General features: G+C 70.2%; 19 protein-coding genes and 2 pseudogenes. 6 read left to right on the plus strand and 15 right to left on the minus strand.

Features of this window, described 5'->3' with window-relative positions; genetic code table 11:
- Window positions 1-88 precede the first annotated feature (88 nt).
- From serS to PQI07_RS20115, 3 genes are read left to right on the plus strand one after another with little or no spacing between them, the layout of a single operon-like run.
- On the plus strand, window positions 89-1429 hold the full coding sequence (gene serS / locus PQI07_RS20105) for a serine--tRNA ligase (RefSeq protein WP_043385037.1): 1341 nt from the start codon (window positions 89-91) through the stop codon (window positions 1427-1429).
- A complete protein-coding gene (gene surE / locus PQI07_RS20110; protein ID WP_043346675.1) occupies window positions 1429-2193 on the plus strand; it encodes a 5'/3'-nucleotidase SurE in 765 nt (254 codons plus the stop codon). The genes serS and surE overlap by 1 nt, the downstream gene beginning before the upstream one ends.
- Window positions 2190-2837, plus strand: coding sequence for a protein-L-isoaspartate O-methyltransferase family protein (locus PQI07_RS20115; protein ID WP_053608353.1), 648 nt, complete (start codon window positions 2190-2192; stop codon window positions 2835-2837). Before surE ends, PQI07_RS20115 begins: the two co-directional genes overlap by 4 nt.
- A gap of 104 nt (window positions 2838-2941) precedes the next feature.
- Here the strand turns inward: PQI07_RS20115 and PQI07_RS20120 are convergent, their stop codons facing one another.
- From PQI07_RS20120 to PQI07_RS20145, 6 genes are all read right to left on the minus strand, one after another.
- Complete coding sequence (locus PQI07_RS20120) at window positions 2942-3820, minus strand: phytoene/squalene synthase family protein (RefSeq protein ID WP_043757506.1); 879 nt, start codon at window positions 3818-3820, stop codon at window positions 2942-2944.
- Window positions 3820-4218, minus strand: a complete 399-nt coding sequence (locus tag PQI07_RS20125; RefSeq protein ID WP_043384961.1) for an Mth938-like domain-containing protein — start codon at window positions 4216-4218, stop codon at window positions 3820-3822. Before PQI07_RS20125 ends, PQI07_RS20120 begins: the two co-directional genes overlap by 1 nt.
- Window positions 4219-4231: 13 nt before the next feature.
- On the minus strand, window positions 4232-5173 hold the full coding sequence (gene secF, locus PQI07_RS20130) for a protein translocase subunit SecF (protein WP_043757501.1): 942 nt from the start codon (window positions 5171-5173) through the stop codon (window positions 4232-4234).
- Between the two features lie 228 nt (window positions 5174-5401).
- A complete protein-coding gene (gene secD / locus PQI07_RS20135) occupies window positions 5402-7006 on the minus strand; it encodes a protein translocase subunit SecD (protein WP_043350919.1) in 1605 nt (534 codons plus the stop codon).
- Between the two features lie 57 nt (window positions 7007-7063).
- Window positions 7064-7396 carry a preprotein translocase subunit YajC gene (yajC, locus tag PQI07_RS20140; protein WP_012319243.1) on the minus strand — a complete coding sequence of 111 codons (333 nt, stop codon included), beginning with the start codon at window positions 7394-7396 and terminating at the stop codon, window positions 7064-7066.
- 131 nt (window positions 7397-7527) lie between these two features.
- Entirely contained in the window at window positions 7528-8409 is an 882-nt protein-coding gene (locus PQI07_RS20145; RefSeq protein WP_274927279.1) for an alpha/beta fold hydrolase, read from the minus strand.
- A gap of 123 nt (window positions 8410-8532) precedes the next feature.
- Here PQI07_RS20145 and PQI07_RS20150 point away from each other — a divergent pair, with 123 nt between their 5' ends.
- Complete coding sequence (locus tag PQI07_RS20150; protein WP_053608351.1) at window positions 8533-8925, plus strand: YidB family protein; 393 nt, start codon at window positions 8533-8535, stop codon at window positions 8923-8925.
- An 11-nt stretch (window positions 8926-8936) separates the two neighbouring features.
- On the opposite strand, the gene PQI07_RS20155 is transcribed toward PQI07_RS20150, so the two are convergent.
- On the minus strand, window positions 8937-9197 hold the full coding sequence (locus PQI07_RS20155; protein ID WP_043757495.1) for a hypothetical protein: 261 nt from the start codon (window positions 9195-9197) through the stop codon (window positions 8937-8939).
- Window positions 9198-9361: 164 nt separating this feature from the next.
- Between PQI07_RS20155 and PQI07_RS20160 the strand changes: the two genes are divergently transcribed.
- Window positions 9362-9703 carry a YidB family protein gene (locus PQI07_RS20160; RefSeq protein ID WP_053608349.1) on the plus strand — a complete coding sequence of 114 codons (342 nt, stop codon included), beginning with the start codon at window positions 9362-9364 and terminating at the stop codon, window positions 9701-9703.
- Window positions 9704-9821: 118 nt separating this feature from the next.
- Here the strand turns inward: PQI07_RS20160 and PQI07_RS20165 are convergent, their stop codons facing one another.
- On the minus strand, window positions 9822-11333 hold the full coding sequence (locus PQI07_RS20165; RefSeq protein WP_043761159.1) for a peptidoglycan DD-metalloendopeptidase family protein: 1512 nt from the start codon (window positions 11331-11333) through the stop codon (window positions 9822-9824).
- A gap of 202 nt (window positions 11334-11535) precedes the next feature.
- Here PQI07_RS20165 and PQI07_RS20170 point away from each other — a divergent pair, with 202 nt between their 5' ends.
- Window positions 11536-12090, plus strand: coding sequence for a GNAT family N-acetyltransferase (locus PQI07_RS20170; protein WP_043384948.1), 555 nt, complete (start codon window positions 11536-11538; stop codon window positions 12088-12090).
- 43 nt (window positions 12091-12133) lie between these two features.
- Here PQI07_RS20170 and PQI07_RS20175 read toward each other — a convergent pair whose 3' ends face one another.
- The 7 genes and pseudogenes from PQI07_RS20175 to PQI07_RS20205 form a co-directional block, all read right to left on the minus strand.
- A complete protein-coding gene (locus tag PQI07_RS20175; protein WP_043350907.1) occupies window positions 12134-12412 on the minus strand; it encodes a hypothetical protein in 279 nt (92 codons plus the stop codon).
- Between the two features lie 266 nt (window positions 12413-12678).
- Window positions 12679-13317 (minus strand): annotated as a pseudogene (locus tag PQI07_RS20180) (outer membrane beta-barrel protein); the annotation flags it as partial.
- Window positions 13318-13323: 6 nt separating this feature from the next.
- Window positions 13324-14027, minus strand: a protein-coding gene (locus PQI07_RS20185) for an IS1 family transposase (RefSeq protein ID WP_274926436.1) whose coding sequence is annotated in 2 segments (ribosomal slippage) — window positions 13324-13703 and window positions 13703-14027 — 705 coding nt in all. Because the reading frame shifts where the segments join, the coding sequence is not laid out codon by codon here.
- Between the two features lie 66 nt (window positions 14028-14093).
- Window positions 14094-14741, minus strand: a pseudogene (locus tag PQI07_RS20190) (outer membrane beta-barrel protein); the annotation flags it as partial.
- A gap of 222 nt (window positions 14742-14963) precedes the next feature.
- The gene (locus PQI07_RS20195; RefSeq protein WP_043350901.1) at window positions 14964-15812 is read right to left on the minus strand and encodes a 23S rRNA (adenine(2030)-N(6))-methyltransferase RlmJ; all 849 of its coding nucleotides are present in this window, start codon (window positions 15810-15812) and stop codon (window positions 14964-14966) included.
- Between the two features lie 66 nt (window positions 15813-15878).
- Window positions 15879-16541, minus strand: a complete 663-nt coding sequence (locus tag PQI07_RS20200; protein ID WP_274927281.1) for a ribonuclease T2 family protein — start codon at window positions 16539-16541, stop codon at window positions 15879-15881.
- 2 nt (window positions 16542-16543) lie between these two features.
- Window positions 16544-17005, minus strand: coding sequence for a hypothetical protein (locus tag PQI07_RS20205; protein WP_043350928.1), 462 nt, complete (start codon window positions 17003-17005; stop codon window positions 16544-16546).
- Window positions 17006-17014: the final 9 nt, after the last annotated feature.

The following is a 17014-nucleotide window of genomic DNA, read 5'->3' on the forward strand; positions in this document are numbered from 1 at the left end:
ACGCGCCCCCGCGCTTGTCCCACCGGACGCGATGCGGCAAAGCGGAGCCCGCGCGCTCGACGCTGCGCAGAAGACCCGAGCCGACTCGATGCACGACATCCGCGCCATCCGGGAGAACCCGGACGCCTTCGACAGCGACCTCGCCCGCCGGGGCCTCGCGCCGCTCTCGGCCGCGCTGATCGCGCTGGACGAGGCGCGGAAGGCGTCGGTCTCGGCCGCGCAGGCCAACCAGGAGCGGCGCAACGCCCTGGCCAAGGAGATCGGCGGCGCCAAGAAGGCCAAGGACGAGGACCGCGCCGCCGCCCTGATGGCGGAGGTCGCGGCCCTGAAGGGCGCCGAGCCGGAACTGAAGGCCGCGCAGGACGCGGCCGACAAGGCGCTGGCGGACAAGCTCGCCGCGATCCCGAACCGGCCGAAACCCGACGTGCCCGAGGGTGCCGACGAGCACGGCAACGTCCTCTACCGCAGCCACGCCGCGACCCGCGAGCGGCTTACCGAGGGCCGCGAGCATTTCGAACTCGGCGAGGCCGCCGGCCTGATGGATTTCGAGGCGGCGGCCAAGCTGTCCGGCGCGCGCTTCGTGGTGCTGAAAGGTCAGCTCGCCCGGCTGGAGCGGGCGCTCGGCCAGTTCATGCTCGACCTGCACACCCAGGAGCACGGCTACCTGGAGGTGGCGCCGCCGGTTCTGGTGCGCGACGCCGCCATGTTCGGCACCGCGCAGCTGCCGAAGTTCGAGGACGATCAGTTCTCGGTGTTCAAGGGGCTGGACGCCGTGAAGACGCTGGACTCCGCGGCGGACCCGGCCTCCGGCAACACCGAGAAGTTCTGGCTCGTCCCCACCGCCGAGGTGCCGCTGACGAACCTCGTCCGCGAGTCGATCCTCCGCGAGGAGGAGCTGCCCCTGCGCTTCACCGCGCTGACGCCCTGTTTCCGGGCCGAGGCCGGGTCGGCGGGGCGCGACACCCGCGGCATGCTGCGCCAGCACCAGTTCAACAAGGTCGAGCTGGTCTCGATCACCACGCCGGAGGAATCCGCCACCGAGCACGAACGGATGCTCACCTGCGCCGAGGCGGTTCTGAAGAAGCTGGATCTGCCCTACCGGGTCATGACCCTCTGCACCGGCGACATGGGCTTCGCCTCCCAGAAGACCTACGACATCGAGGTCTGGGTGCCGGGCCAGCGCACCCACCGCGAGATCTCGTCGTGCTCGGTCTGCGGCGACTTCCAGGCCCGGCGGATGAACGCCCGCTACCGGGGCAAGGACGGCAAGCCGGCCTACGTCCACACCCTCAACGGCTCGGGCGTGGCGGTCGGCCGCGCGCTCATCGCCGTGATGGAGAATTACCAGAACCCGGACGGGAGCATCACGATCCCGTCGGTGCTCCACCCCTACATGGGCGGGCTCAACCGGATCGAGGGCACCCGCTGATGCGCATCCTGGTCACCAACGACGACGGCATCCACGCGCCGGGGCTCAGTACCCTGGAGGAGATCGCCCGCGAGCTGTCGGACGACGTCTGGGTGGTGGCGCCGGAGAGCGACCAGTCCGGCGTGTCGCACTCGCTGTCGCTCAACGACCCGCTGCGCCTGCGGCAAGTCTCGGAGCAGCGTTTCGCCGTGAAGGGGACGCCGTCGGACTGCGTGATCCTGGGCGTGCGCCACATCCTGGGCGACCACGGGCCGGACCTCGTCCTGTCGGGGGTCAACCGCGGCCAGAACGTCGCCGAGGACGTGACCTATTCGGGCACGATCGCGGCCGCCATGGAGGGGACGATCCTCGGCATCCGCTCGATCGCGCTCAGCCAAGCCTACGGGGTGGGCGGACGCGGCGCCCTCAAGTGGGACTGTGCCCGGACGCACGGGGCGAAGGTCGTCCGGAAGATCCTGGAGACCGGGATCGAGCCCGGCATCCTGGTCAACGTGAATTTTCCGGATTGCGAGCCGGCCGACGTGCAGGGCATCGCGGTGGCCGCGCAGGGCTTCCGCAATCAGGCGCTGCTGTCCATCGACGCCCGGGTCGACGGGCGCGGCAACCCGTATTTCTGGCTGGCCTTCGCCAAGGCCCGGTTCGAGCCGGGCCACGGTTCGGATCTGAAAGCCATCGCCGAGAAGCGGATCTCGGTGACGCCCCTGCGCCTCGATCTCACGGACGAGCCGACGCTGACGCGCTTCGCGCAGGCCTTCGCCGAGTGATCGATCTGGGCAGCCTGGAAGAGGCTGCCGGCAACGCGGCCTTCGTCATGGCGCTCCGGGGCCGGGGCCTGCGGGACACCGCGGTGCTGCGGGCCATGGAACAGGTGCCCCGGGACACCTTCGCGCCGCCGCAGCATCGGGAGCATGCGCGGCGGGACATCGCCCTGCCGCTGTCCTGCGGCGCGTCGATGACGGCCCCCTCCACCGTGGCCCTGATGCTGGCGCTGCTTCGGCTCGAGCCGGGCCAGCGCGTCCTGGAGATCGGCACGGGCTCGGGCTACGTGACCGCCCTGCTCGCCCAGCTCGGGGCCGGGGCGGTGCTCAGCCTGGAACGCTACACCTCCCTGGCCGGGGCGGCGACGCGGCGGCTCGCGGCCCTGTCCGAGGTGCATGTCGTCCGGGCGGACGGGCTGGCCCCGGACCTGCCGGACGGGGGGTTCGACCGGATCCTGGTCCACGGCAGCGTCGCGGCGATCCCGCAGCACTGGCGCGCGGCCCTCGAACCCGGCGGACGGCTGGTGACGGGCCTCAGGGGCGAGGGCGGCTGCCGGGTCGCGGTGCTGCCGACGCCGGAGGCCGAGCCGGAACCGGGGGCGCCGGTGCGGCTGACGGCGCTGATGCCGGGACTGGCGCGGGTTCTCTGACGCCGAGCCGACGGGGCACGCGCCGCGAAGCGACCGAGGGCCGGGCGACATTTGCGAGCGCAGCGCCGCTGGATTGCCCCCTCGCGAGGACGGTGGAGCGACCCTCAGCCCACCCGCCGCGCCGCCCGCCACAGGCGCCACAGCCGGCGCCAGCGCGGCAGTTCGACGGGCGTGTTGAGCGGGTCGTAGGAGGCCCGCTCCATGGCGGCGAGGTAGGGTTCCACCAGGGCCGTGGGCAGGAAGGCGGCGCCCGCCGAGGGCGCGATGGTCGGACGCGCCGCCTCGAAGGCCTTGAGGTGCTGCCGGGCGAGGTCGCGCAGGTCGGCACAGGCCCGGCGCAGGCCCGGACCGCCGCGGCCCGTGACGATGTCCTCGCGGGTGACGCCGTAGCGGCCGAGGATGTCCGCCGGCAGGTAGACCTGCCCCGAGCGGGCGTGCCAGGGCAGGGCACGCAGGAGTCCGGTGATCCCGTAGGCAACCCCGGCATGGCCGGCCGCCCCCGCGCCGCCCGGCTCTGTGCCGTTGCCGATCACGAGGCTCGCCAGCCGGAACAGGGCCGAGGCGGTCTCGCCGCAATAGCCCTCCAGGTCGTTCACCCGAGGCATCGGGTCCTCGTAGAGATCGAACACCCGTGCGTCGATCAGGTCGACGAAGGGCTGGCGACCGAGGCGGTTGACCCGGATCGCCTCCTCCAGGGCCGCCGCCACCGGATTGGCGCGCACGTCGCCCCGGGCCTCCCCTTGGAGGGCGTCGCGCCACCATTGCAGGCGGATCTCGCCGGCCAGGGGGTTCGAGGCCGCCTCGCGCACCCGCGCGATGGTCAGGCTGAAGGCGTAGAGGGCGAAGAGGTGCGGACGGGCGGCGGCCGGGGCGAACAGGGTGGCGTAGTAGCGGTCCGGATCGCCGGTCCGCACGAGATCCTCGCAATGGGATTGCGCGAAGGCGAGCCCGGTCTCGGTGGTCCTGCCCTCGACCTCCGGCATCAGGCCACCGCGATCAGCGCGGCCGCGACCTTGCGGTTCTCGGCCACCAGGATGTTGTAGGTCCGGGCCGCGGCCCCGGTCTGCATCACGTCGAGGCCGACGCCGAAATCCTTGAGCCAGCCCCGCAAGGCGGGGTCGATGGCGGCGATGTCGAGGCCAGTGCCGACGAGCAGCAACTCGATCCCCTCCGATTCCGCCTGGACCGGTCGCAGGGCCGTCCGGTCGATCGCCCTCGGCTCCGTCACCTCCCAGGCCCGAACCCCCGAGGGCAGCAGCAGGATCGAGCCGCGATGCGACATCCCGGCGAAGCGGAAGCCGCCATTGCCGTAGGTGTCGATGATGTGGCGACCCGGCACGAAGCCGGAGTCGAAGGTCTTCGGACTTGGCTGATCGGCCATCTCGGAAAAAGGACTACTCCGCCGGTTGCGGGACGCCGGACCGCTCGGACGCGGCGCGGGCGCCCGAGAGCATCAGGCCCAGATAGATCAACACCGGAGTCGAGATGAAGATCGCCGAGTAGGTGCAGATCAGGACGCCGCAGAGCATCACCACGGCGAAGCCCTTGATCGCCTCGCCGCCGAACAGGACCAGCGCCAGCAGCGACAGGGAGGACGAGATCGACGTCATCACCGTGCGCGACATGGTCGAGTTGATCGACAGGTTCAGCAGGTCGACGGTGGGGATGGTCTTGTACCGCCGCATCAGCTCGCGGGTCCGGTCGAACACCACGACCGTCTCGTTGAGCGAGTAGCCCACGATGGTCAGGATCGCCGCGATCGAGGTCATGTTGAACTCGATCCGGGTGATGATGAACACGCCCACCGTCAGCACGATGTCGTGGAGCGTGCCGACGATGGCGCCGAGCGCCAGCTCCCGCTCGAACCGGAACCAGAGGTAGAGCAGCACCGCCACGACGGAGAGCACGACGCCCAGCGTGCCGGACTGCACGAGTTCGCCGGAGACGCGCGGGCCGACGGTCTCGGTGCGGCGGAACTCGTAATCCTTGTCGAAGGCGGCGTGCGCCTTGTTCATCACCGCGGTCTGGCCCTGCTCGCCGGGCTGGAGCGGCAGGCGGACCAGCACGGTACCCTGGTTGCCCAGTTCCTGCACCTCCGGCTCGCCGAAGCCGAAGCCCGCCGCCGTATGGCGGATCGCCGCGACGTCGGCGGTGCCGGATTTCGCCTGCAATTCGACCAGGGTCCCGCCCTTGAAGTCGATGCCGAAGTTCAGCCCGATCGTCAGGAACAGCGCCACCGTGACGAGCGACAGCACCGCCGAGAGCGGGAAGGTGAAGCGCCGGAATCGCATGAAGTCGAAATGCGATTCATCGGGCCAGAGGCGGAGCAGGCGCATGGAAACGGACCTAACGTTTGGGAGATCTCAGCACCGGTCCGCTCGTCCCACCCTCACCCTCGACCTGAGGCGCCGGAGCGAAGCGGAGGCCTCGAAGGAGGGCTCCAGGGATCGCAGCGCCGTCTGCAGGGCCCCTTCGAGGCCCGCTGACGCGGGCACCTCAGGATGAGGTGATGGTCTGGAGCGGCCTTCTTCCGCCGGTGATGCGTCTCCCGAAAGTGAACTCGTTCAGAACGGCAGGGTCTTCGGCCGGAAGGTCTTGTACCACACCGCGATCATCATCCGGGTCAGCGTCACCGCGGTGATGACCGTCGTCAGGATGCCGAGGATGAAGACCACGGCGAAGCCCTTCACCGGGCCCGAGCCGAGGAAGAACAGGATCAGGGCGGCGATCGCCATGGTCGAGTTCGAGTCGATGATGGTGGCGAAGGCCCGGTCGAAGCCCGCCTGCAGCGCCGAGATCAGCGAGCGGCCGGCATGGCTCTCCTCGCGCATGCGCTCGTAGATCAGGACGTTCGAATCCACCGCGGTGCCGATGGTGAGCACGATGCCGGCGATGCCCGGCAGCGTCATGGTCGCCTCCAGCACCGACATCAGGCCCAGGATCAGCCCGACGTGGACGATCAGCGCGATGTTGGCGATGAAGCCGAACGTCCCGTAGGTCGCGAACATGAAGGCCACAACGAGGCCCGCCGCCACCAGGGTCGCGAGCTTGCCGGCCTCGATGGAGTCGCGGCCGAGGCCCGGGCCGACGACGCGGCGCTCGACCACGGTGAACTTGGCCGGCAGCGCGCCGGCCCGGAGCAGGACCGCCAGGTCGTTGGCCTGCTGGACGGTGAAGTTGCCGGTGATCTGGCCCGAACCGCCGGTGATCGCCGAGCGGATCACGGGGGCGGAGACGACCTCGTTGTCGAGCACGATCGCCATGCGCCGACCGATATTCTCCGAGGTCGCCTGCCCGAACCGCTGCGCGCCGCGCAGGTTGAACTTGAAGCTCACCATCGGCTCGTGGGACTGCTGGTCGAAGGCGGGCTGCGCGTCGGTCAGCTCGCCGCCATCGGCCATGACCCGGCGCTCCACCGGGACCTTGGCGCCCTTCTCGTCCTTGGAGGGCAGCATGTCGACGTCGCCCGAGGGACTGTCGGCGAGCATGCGGAACTCGAGCTTGGCGGTCGAGCCGAGGAGCTTTTCCAGCCGCTCGGGATTCTGCTCGCCCGGCACCTGGATCAGAATGCGGTCGGCGCCCTGCTGCTGGATCGACGGCTCGGTGGTGCCGGTGGAGTCGAGGCGGCGCCGGATGACCTCGATGCCCTGGCTCACGGCCCGGCGGGTCCGGTCGGTGATGCCGGCATCGGTCAGCATGAGGCGGATCACGCCGCCCGGCTGCTCGGAGATGTCGAGGGTGCGGGCCGCCGTCTGGCCTATCGAGGTGGTGATCGGCTGCGACAGTTCCTGAAGCTTCGGCAGGACCTTGGCCCGGGCGGCGGCGTCGTCGATCTTCACCTGGACGCCGCGCGGCAGGAGGCCGATGCCGCCGTCGGCGCGGACATTCTCCTGCTGGAGCACGCGGCGCACGTCGTCGCGCAGGGCCTTGGCCTGGGAGGCGACCAGCTCGTTCTGGTCGACCTCAAGCAGGAGCTGCGAGCCGCCCTGCAGGTCGAGGCCGAGCACGATGGCGCGGGTCGGCACGATCCAGCTCGGGAACCACGTGGGCAGGCTGGCGACGAAGCCCTTGCGCTGCTCGGGCGAGAAGAAGCTCGGCACGGCGAGCATCAGCCCCACCAGGATCAAGCCCAGTGTCGCGATGATCTTCGCACGGGAGAAGCGCAGCATCGGCCGTCTTTTTCTCTTTTGGGCCGGCGCACGACGCCGGCCGGTTCAACCGGGAACTCAGGCGGCTTTCACCGTGCCCTTGGCGCGGACCTCGGAGATCATCGACCGGACCACCCGAACGCGCACGTTCGGGGCGATCTCGACCTCGATCTCGGGCTGGTCGTCCGACGCCTTGGTCACGCGTCCGACGAGGCCGCCGTTGGTGACGACCGTATCGTCCCGGCGCACGGACTTCAGCAGCGCCTGGTGGTCCTTGACCCGCTTCTGCTGCGGCCGCAGGATCAGGAAGTACATGATCACGAAGATCAGAACGAACGGGACCACCTGAAAGGCGATCTCCGCTCCGCCAGCGGCCGCACCGGCCCCTTGCGCGAAGGCGGGGGTGATCAACGAGCGTCTCCTGCGAATGGCATGCAGGTCTGCCGCCGGATGAGGCGCCCGCAGACCTGTCGAAAAGCGCGCGGACTATAGCCAGGGGCTACCCGAAAGCAACGCCGAAGCGACAGGCCGATGCGGCGCGCTCACAGCAGGGCGCGGATCGCCGCCGCGAACGCCTCCGGCGCCTCCTGGGGAAAGTTGTGCCCGACCCCCGCGACGATCTCACGCCGGTACGGTCCCGTGAAGTGGCGGGCGTCCGTGTCGGTGGCGGGCGGCGGCCCGACGCCGTCATCGGCCCCGAGCAGCACGATCGTCGGCACGGCGATCGCCGGCTGGGCGGCGAGCCGCGCCTCGATCTCCACCAGCGCCGGATCGCTCGGCACGAGCCCGAAGCGGTGGCGGTAGGAATGCACCACCACGTCGACGAAGTCGGGATTGTCGAAGGCGCGGGCGGTCTGCGCGAAGGTCTCCGCGTCGAACGCCCAGGTCGGCGACCAGAGCCGCCAGAGCAGGCGGCAGAAGGCGTCCCGGTTCTCGGCGAGGCCGGCGCGGCCGCGCTCGCCGTGGAGGTAGTACTGGTACCAGAGACGGTGCTCGGTCTCCGGCGCGACCGGCCGCCCGGCGACCGGGATGTTCTGGATGTTGTAGCCGACGCCGCAGCTCACGAGGCCCCGGACCCGGTCCGGCCAGAGCGCCGCCACCACGCAGGCGGCCCGGCCGCCCCAATCGTAGCCGGCGAGCACGGCGCGTCCGATGCCGAGGGCGTCGAGGAAGGCGAGCAGGTCGGCTCCGAGGGCCGCCTGCTCGCCCGAGCGCGGCGTGGCGGGGTCCAGGAACCGGGTCGGGCCGTAGCCGCGCAGGTACGGGACGAGGCAGCGCACCCCGTCGGCGGCGAGCCGCAGGGCCGCCGCCTCGCAGGCCTGGATATCGTAGGGGAAGCCGTGGAGCAGCACGGCGGGCGGCCCGTCCGGCGGACCGAACTCCCGATAGGCGATGTCCAGCACGCCGGCCCGCACGCGTTCCATGAACGACTCCCCCTCGCCACGGGGCGATCCTAACGGGTTCGTCGCGCAATTGCCGCACGCGCTTGCCGCCGCCGCGTCGCGCCCGACTTCTCCTGCGACGAAGAAGCGCGACGGTGGAGAACGATGGGACTGCTCGACGGTGCGAAGAACCTGATCGGCGACGTGGTCGCGGCGGCCGACCGGGCCTTTGAGGAGACCGGTAGCGGCAAGCTCGCCCTGGCGCTCGCGAAATTCTATCCCGGCGGCCTCGCGGCCTTCCTCGACCGCCTGAGGGAGACCGGACACGGCGCGGCCGTCGATTCGTGGCTCTCGCCGGGCACGCGGCAGCCGGTTCCGGCCTCCGCGCTGGCGGCCTGCCTGCCGGAGGCGGTGACCGAGCGGCTCGCCTACGATCTCGGCGTGCCGGACGCGCGCGTTCCCACCGTGCTCGCGGAGTTCCTGCCCGCCGCCGTCGCCGATCAGAGCGAGAACGGGAGCCTGAAGCCCCAGCCGAATTTCAGCACGCAGGTCCGCTGATCATCGGGGCCTCATGGGGCCGCGCATTTCATCAGAGGCGGGGCGGTCGCGCAGCTCAGATGGCAGCTCTGCTTCGCGAAGCAGAACCACGAGAGCGCGCCGCTCTTCAGGCAGGATCCGCCGCAATGCCGGTACGTGCCGTAGAGCGGCCGAACGAAGACGGCATCGGCGAGGGGGCGCGCCTCCGACGACCGCGCCGTCTCCGCGGCCGGCAGCGCCACCGCCGCACCGGCCGCGACCACGAGCACGAAAGACGGTGCCAGGACTCTCATTCGCGTCGACCGTGGAACCGTGTCCGGGCCAACATACCGGGCCAAAGTCCGGGTCCTGTCGACTAAATTGCGGTTCACGCGGGCCGGGGGCAGCCGCCGGCCTCTCCCGCTTTCCGGACGACGCCCTAGACTCCCGTCGACCGATCCTTCGACGCGAGGCCCACATGAGTCTGCTCAATTCCCTCGGCGGCTCGCTGGGGCAGATCGCCCTCAAGGCGTTGCCGGGCGTGATCCAGCAGGTCCTGCCCGGCGGGCTCAACGCCCTGCTCGATCAGCTCCGGCGATCCGGCTACGAGAGCCAGGTCAATTCCTGGCTCGGCCGCGGGCCCAACGAGCCGATCACCGCCGACGACCTGCGCAAGGTCCTCGACAACGATCAGGTGCGCCAGATGGCGGGAAAGCTCGGAATCCCGATGGACGAGCTGTTCCCGACCCTCGCGCAGGCCCTTCCCGAGACCGTGGACCACCACAGCCCCGACGGGACCCTGCAGGTGCCCAAGGCCTAGGCGGCCACGGCGCGGGCGCGGGGAAGGCCGGCGCGGCGCGGCCGGACCGGCGGTCCGCAACGCGAAACGGCGGCCCCGTCCGGGACCGCCGCCGCGTGCCGCCGTCTTGCCGGTCGGCTCAGTTGCTGGCGAGCTGTGACATGGGATCCACGGGCGCGCCGCCCTTGCGGATCTCGAAATGGAGCTGCGGCGAGGTCACGTTGCCCGACGCGCCGGACTTCGCGATGGTCTGACCGCGCTTGACCTTCTCGCCGGGCTTCACGTCGATCTCGCCGTTATGGGCGTAGGCCGAGACGTAGCCGTTGGCGTGACGCACGAGGACCAGCTTGCCGTAGCCCTTCACGTCGGAGCCGGCATAGGCCACCGTGCCCTCTTCGGCGGCCTTGACGGGGGTGCCCTCCGGGACGGCGATGTTGATGCCCTCGTTGCCGGAGCTGCCATAGCCGGAGATCACCCGGCCCTTGGCGGGCCAGCGGAAGTTCTCCGTCGCCTCGGCCACGGAGCCGGTGGCGGCGGGCTCGGACTTGGCCTGAGCAGGAGCCGCGGCGGCCACCGGCTTCGGCGTCTCCTTGGCGGCGACCTTCTCGGCGGCGGCGGGCTTCTGCGCCGCCTCCTTGGCGGCCTCCTTGGTGGCCTGCTTGGCCGCCTCCTTGGAGGCTTCCTTGGCGGCCTTCGCCTCGGCGAGCTTCTGGGCGGCCTCCGCCTTCGCGGCGGCCTTCGCCTCGGCGCGGGCTTCCTGGGCCTTAGCTTCGGCCTTCGCCTTCGCCTCGAGCTTCGGATCCGCCTTCTTGTCGTCGGCCTTCTTCTCCTCGGCCTTGGCGACCTGTCCGGGACGCACGTGCTTCGGCTTCTCGCCGTCCTTCGCGGTGGCGTCCTTGCGGGTCTTGGCGTCGGCGACCTTGCGGGCGGCGGCGTCGCGGGCGAGCGCCTCCTTGCGCTCCGCCTCCTTCTCGGCGGCGGCGGCCTTCTGCGCCGCCTCCTTGGCGGCCTTCGCCTCGGCGAGCTTCTGGGCGGCCTCCTTGGCCTCCTCGCGCTTCGCGGCGATCTTGTTCTCGACCTGCTTGGCGTCCTCGCGCTTCTCCTCGGCAGCCCGGGCGGGCCGGGCGGACATCGGGGCCGCGGCGGGGTTCAGCCCGGAGGCGTTGTAGACCGGGATCACGATCTGACGACCGGGCGTGATCTGGCTCGCGTTGCTCAGGCCATTGGCGGCCAGGATCGCCGAAGCGGGCACGCCGAAGCGGGTGGACATCTGGTTCAGGCTGTCGTTGCGCGAGACGGTGATCTGCGTGCCGCCCTCGGCGCTCCAGCCGACGCCGCCGGTGGAGGCGACTCGGGTCGCGGGGGCGGCAGCAGGGGTCTGGGCCGGACTCGCGGCGGCGGCCGGACGCGCGGCGCCGGGCGCGCTCAGCGCCTCCGATTGGATGCGGCCGGTCCGGACCGGCGGCACCGACTTCAGGGATCCGTCCGGCAGGCTGCCGGTGGCGGAAGGCTCCGACTCGAACGGATTCGAGAATGGGTTGCCCAGCCGCGATGCGTCCGAGGAACAGGCGGCGGCCGCCCCGCCGATCATGCCGATGAGCGCGACGCGCGACAGCGTCCGCAACATCTGACCCGTACCGCGCACCCGCATCGACACACCCGTTTGCCTGACGCAACCTGATGCCCCAATGAAGACGGATTCAGGTTAAGCAACCGTTCCCGTTCCGCATACCTGCGACCCAGAAGCGAAGGAGCGCACAGGGTTTCGCGCAGGGTTTCGCGCCGTGCCGGGGATGAAACCCAGGGGCGAGACCGTCCCTTTTCCTACCTGGGCGGCTCCCCACATCGTGGACATGTTTACCATCCGCGGCGCGCGCGACAGCTTGGCCGATCTGCCGGCGATCGAGACCGCGCGCCTCTCGGTCGCCGCCCTTCAGCCCGCGGACGCAGCGGCCCTGCGCCGGCTCACCGACGATCCGGCGATCACCGCCGCGGTGGACTTCCTGCCGACCCCGTTCACGCTCCAGGATGCCGAGGATCTGATTCGCAGCGGTCGGCGGGGCCGGGACTGCTTCCTCGGGGCCTGGACCCGCGGCGGCGCCGATCCCGGTGTCGCCCCCGATCCGGCGGGACGCGACCTGGTGGGGGTGGTCGGGACGCATCTGCGCGGCACCGGCACGATCGAGATCGGATACTGGATCGGGGGCGCCGCCCGCGGGCGCGGCTTCGCCTACGAGGCCGTATCGGCGATCCTCGGCCTTCTTGGCGCGCGCTTCCCGGCGCGCCTCGTGGTGGCGGAATGCCGCCCGGCCAACGTCGCGTCCTGGGGCCTGCTGCAGAAGCTGGGTTTTCGCGACACCGGCGAGGAGGGGCACCGCCCGGGCCGCCGCCTGCTCAGACGGGATTGAGCCCCATGGCCGGCGGGCGGACCCCGACCGCTGGTCTCAGGTCTCAGGCTCCACGCCGCCGCACCTTCGTGCGCCGCGGGCCGAGCGCGAAGGACGCCTCGTCGTCCGGCGAGCGCTCCGCCAGGGCGAAGCTGTGCAGTTCGTTCAGCCCGCCCCCGTCCCGGGGCTGCACCGCGACCAGGGCGTAGAAGGCTGCCCGCACCACATCCTTCCTGGACGCGTCGGGATGCGTCTCGCGGACGGCGACGCGCAGCGCCTTCGGCGTCATGCCCAGTGCGGCCAGGCTCCAGAGCGTCGCCGCGAGCGCCTCGATCGAAGCCATCCGAAACGCCCCCGTCGGTCGAGTCCCAGGGTCTTTATACGGATCGGCCCAGCACCGGCGCAAGTCTCGTTCAGACGACCGCAAGATCTACGGCTCATCGAGCACATATCGTCACAACAATACGTCGATACACGAAGTCGATTACTACAAATGTCGAAATCGATTTGCCAGAACACCTTCAATTTCAGCAGACAACAAAAAGCCCCCGGACCTGAGGCCGGGGGCTTGCTGGCGACCGGTTCCGTGAACCGGTCCGGGTCATCCGATCAGAAGGTGATGCCGGTCTCGACCATGTAGCGGTCCTGGGAGGTTTTGTTGCCGGTGCGGCCGAAGCCGGTGCCGAGCGTCCCCTCCGCGAGGTTGCCACGGGTGATCCCGCCGAGTTCGACGTGGGCGTATTCCACCCGGAAGAAGTACCGGTCGAAGGTGAAGGTCGGCGTGACGGTGACCGAGAAGGCGTTGCTGCCCGCACCGAAGCCCAGCAGGTTGGTCCCGCCGGATCCGCGGACGCCGGTCTGCTCGGTGTACTCGACGCGGCCGGCCAGGGAGAAATTATCGGTGAACGAGTAGGCCGCCAGCAGCGCGCCGCCGTAGGTCGACGCCGAGTTGGCGATGCCGACGCGCAGGTCCCGCTCGACATTGGTGAACTGGAAGTACGGCGAGATGATCCACGGGCCGTTCGCGTAGGTGTAGTTGATGTTGAAGATGCCGCTGTTCTGCTGGAGGTTCGGCGTCGCGAACTGGTAGCGCGGGCTGCGGTCGAGGGCGTTGGTCCGGCCGACGTTCAGGCCGCCGTTGACGCCGATCGTGTTGTAGTCGTCGAGCTTGTAGGCGACGTTGCCGGTGAACCACGTGATCTCGTTGGAGAAGAAGCCGTCCGTGCCCGCGAGGGACACCGAGAGCGGAGGGTTTTAGGTCAGCATAGATAGCAGGTCGCTGATCCTGCTGTTCCCGGCAAAGCGGGCAAACAGGGCGAGGCTGACGTCCACCATGCGTTTGCTCTTCGAGACCACGATGGAGCGGCGTCGAAAGCGGGCGAGCCAGTGCCGCTGCCGGGCGTTGTCCCGCTCGATGCCGTGGGTCTCGTCCTTGCCGGTATAGTGCTGCCCGAGCGGCAGGAGGACGGTGTAGGCGGCGTAGGCGTCCGTGCAGTAGAGCCGGGTGCGCCAGCGCGCGAGCCGCTGGATCAGACGCTCGCAGGTGGCCTTGTCACGACCGCCGCACTCCCAGTCCACCAGTTGCCCTGAAGCACGATCCCAAGCCTTCCAGATCCAGAGCGGCTCGGACTTTTTTTGAGGTAGTGCCACATCTCGTCGAGCTCGATCACCACCGCCCGGCCTTCCGGCTCGGGCTTCTGCGCGTAGGCGGCGGCGAACTGCTCCAGCCAGGCCTGGATCGTGGGTGTCGAGACACCCAGCAACTTGGCGGTGCGGTTCATCGACAAGCCGCTGACATACAGCAGAACCGCGGTGGCCTTCATGGCCAGCGGCTTGCCGCGTGCGGGCGTGTCGGTGAAGTTCAGGCCGCAGGCCTTGCACCGATACCGCTGCTTGGAGCGCATCAGCCCGTTCTTGACCTGCTCCTCACTCCCACAGCGCTTGCACCGCAGCCCCATGATCGACCTCCTGAGGGACCCATAAGGATCCAGAAGGTAGGGCATCTATGCAGACCTAAAACCCTCCGAGAGCGGGCCGCTGCTGTAATTGACCTGCACGCCCTGGTTGATGAAGTTCTCCTGCACGAAGAGGAGGCCGCGGTTGATGTTCAGGTTCTGGTAGGTGAACAGCAGCTCGGTGCCGATCAGGGTGAACATCCGGCCGCCCTGGACCGACCATTCATCGTTGATCTGGATCTTGCCGAAGGCGACCGGGACCGGGCCGAACAGGAGATCGGTCTGGGTGAAGGTGCCGAGCGTGGGGAAGCCGAGCTGCGGGATCGAGTAGCCGCCGGCCTGGATGTAGAACTGGAACGCGCCCTCGGGCTTCTGGATGATGCCCTGCACGTTCGAGAAGTCGAACCGGGCCGACCGGTCGCGGTCGTTGGGCGCCGCCGGGGTCGAGAACGAGGCGAACGGGTTCGACTGCGTGTAGCCGTAGCCGGTGATGGCGCCGCCCACGTAGAGGTCCCCGAGCGGACCCGCGGAGAAGCAGCTCGGATTCGGGTTGGCCTTGATCACGCCGCTATAGGCCGGGCCGATCAGCGTGGCCTTGCACGGCTCGGCGGGGGGCGCGACGGGAACCGGCGCCGGGGCCGACAGATCGGCCGCGAGGATGCTGGTCGAGGACAGCAGCACGGTGGCCAGGCCGGCCAGGGCGGATCGCTTCAGCATGGTTCGGAGCTCGTTCGGATTCGTCTACGGCCAAGCTGACATCGCGCTGCGAATGACACAAAATCAAACATAGAGCAGTTGCATATTTTTTGGGCAGATCCCTATCGCTGAACACGTTCGACGCGGAAATGTGACTTTGCCGCCACAATCGTCCGGGCGGACCGGCGTTTTCCTTTGAGGGCGTCCGGAACAGCTTTCCCGGCACGGCCCAAGTCTACCGTGTCAGGCCGCGGGACCGATCGGATCGCAGCGAAATCCTCCGAACTCATGCCGGGCCAGCCGTTCGGCCAGGGCCGGCAGGAACAGCATCGCCTCCTCGGCGAGGCGCCACGGCGGGTTGACCACGATCAGGCCGCTCCCGGTGAGCCGCGTCGGGTCGCCCGGCCGCTCGATCAGGAGATCGAGCCGCAGGGCCGGGCGGGGCAGGGCGGCATCGAGGTCGCGGACCATCCGGTCGAGGGCCTCGGTGTCCTTGATCGGATACCAGGCCAGGAACACCCCGGTGGGCCATTTCGCCACCGCCCGGGCGAGGTGGGCGCCGAGGCGCTCGATCTCGCCGGGCACCTCGTAGGGGGGATCGATCAGCACGAGGCCGCGCCGCTCCGGCGGCGGGATCTGGGCGTTGATCGCGGTCCAGCCGTCGAGGCTCATCACCTTGGTGCGGGGATCGCGGGCGTAGCGGTCCTGCAGCGTGGCGGCATCCGCCGGATGGAGTTCCACGAACACGCCCTTGTCGCCGGGGCGCAGCGCCTCGCGGATCAGGGCGGGCGAGCCGGGATAGGCGGTGGCGCCGTCGCGCGCCTGCACCGCGGCCACCGCGGCCCGGTAGGGCGCAAGCAGCGCCTCGACATCCGGCGCGAAGGGCGCGGCCATCCGGCCCCACCCCTCCCGCCACTCGCCGGTGCGGGCCGCCTCGTCGGCCTCGAGATCGTAGACGCCGAGTCCCGCGAAGGCGTCCAGCGCCCGGAACGGCTTGTCCTTGAGCCGGAGGTGGTCGAGCACCCGCGCCAGAACGAGGTGCTTGAGGACGTCGGCGTGGTTGCCGGCGTGGAAGGCGTGCCGATAGTTCATGGCCGCGCGCTCAAGCCGATCCGGCGCCCCAGGTCCAGCACCCGGCGCGCAAAACGCCGAAAAAACCTAGCGGGCGGCGTCGAGACGCACCTCGGGCGTCCGGCAATTGCCGCGGGCGACCTCGGGGCAGGGGGCGAAGCCGCGCAGGTCCTTGCCGAAGCAGATCCGGACCTCCTGGAGCTGCCCGCGGGTGCAGGTGACCGCCATCATGTCGGGGCGCAGGCCGCGATTGGCCGCCACGAATTGCCGCGCGATCTCGATGGGGGCGAGGGATTGCGGCGGGGAGCCGCCCGTCAGGCCGTCGGGGATCGTCACCGCCTGCCGCGCCGTGCGGGCGGCCGCGAAATAGGCGGCGGGATCGAGGCCCGAGCAGGTGCCGTGCTTGCGCCACTCGTACCGCGCGAGCCCCTCGCTCGGATAGACCTGCCCGGCCACCTCCATGGCCTGCCGGGTGGGCGCACGGTTCACCGCCGAGCAGTTCTCCGGATAGCCGCGGGCATATTGCGGCCACAGGCCGTGGACGACGAAGCCGAGGCCGCGACCGGGGGCGCACTGGACGTCGTCCCGGCGTGCGCCCGGCCCCGCGCAGTAGGTCGGCGACCACGACAGGGCGAGGACGTAGAAGTCGAACGCGCCGGGCGTGCCACCACGGGCGAAGCCGCCGTAATCCTGGGCGGCGGCCGGCCCGGCGAGGAGCAGGCCCACGAGGCCGGCGGCGAGCCTGCGCATGGTCAGGGACGCGCCATCCGGCAGGCGGTGGCGTAGGCGTAGGCGAGGTCCCGGTCGAGCCCGTGGACGCAGAACTCGACGCCCCAGGTCGCCCCGATGATCCCCAGGCTCTCGCGCACCGAGTAGTCGACCTTGCGGCGGACGCCGTCCGACGTGGTGATGGTCGCGGTGCAGAAGCGGCGGGGATAGGTGTCGAGGCCCCAGGGCCGCCAGGCGGTGCGCTCGATCGTGTCGAAGGACAGGATCGTCATCGACGAATTCCAGAACTTCGCCTCCTTCTCGGCGAAGTTGGTCGAGACCCGCTCCAGCACCGACGGGTCCTGGCAGCCGGGAATCTGCGCGTCGAAGGGGAAGATCCGCTCCTCGGCGGGCTCGATGTCCTCCCGGGCCGAGCGGGCCAGCGCCGGCTGGGCCAGGGCGAGAAGGGCCAGCCCGAGGGCGAAGCCGTGAAAGAGCGGGCGCATGGCGCGTGC

Source organism: Methylobacterium sp. 092160098-2, assembly GCF_028920805.1.
Lineage (GTDB): Bacteria > Pseudomonadota > Alphaproteobacteria > Rhizobiales > Beijerinckiaceae > Methylobacterium > Methylobacterium fujisawaense.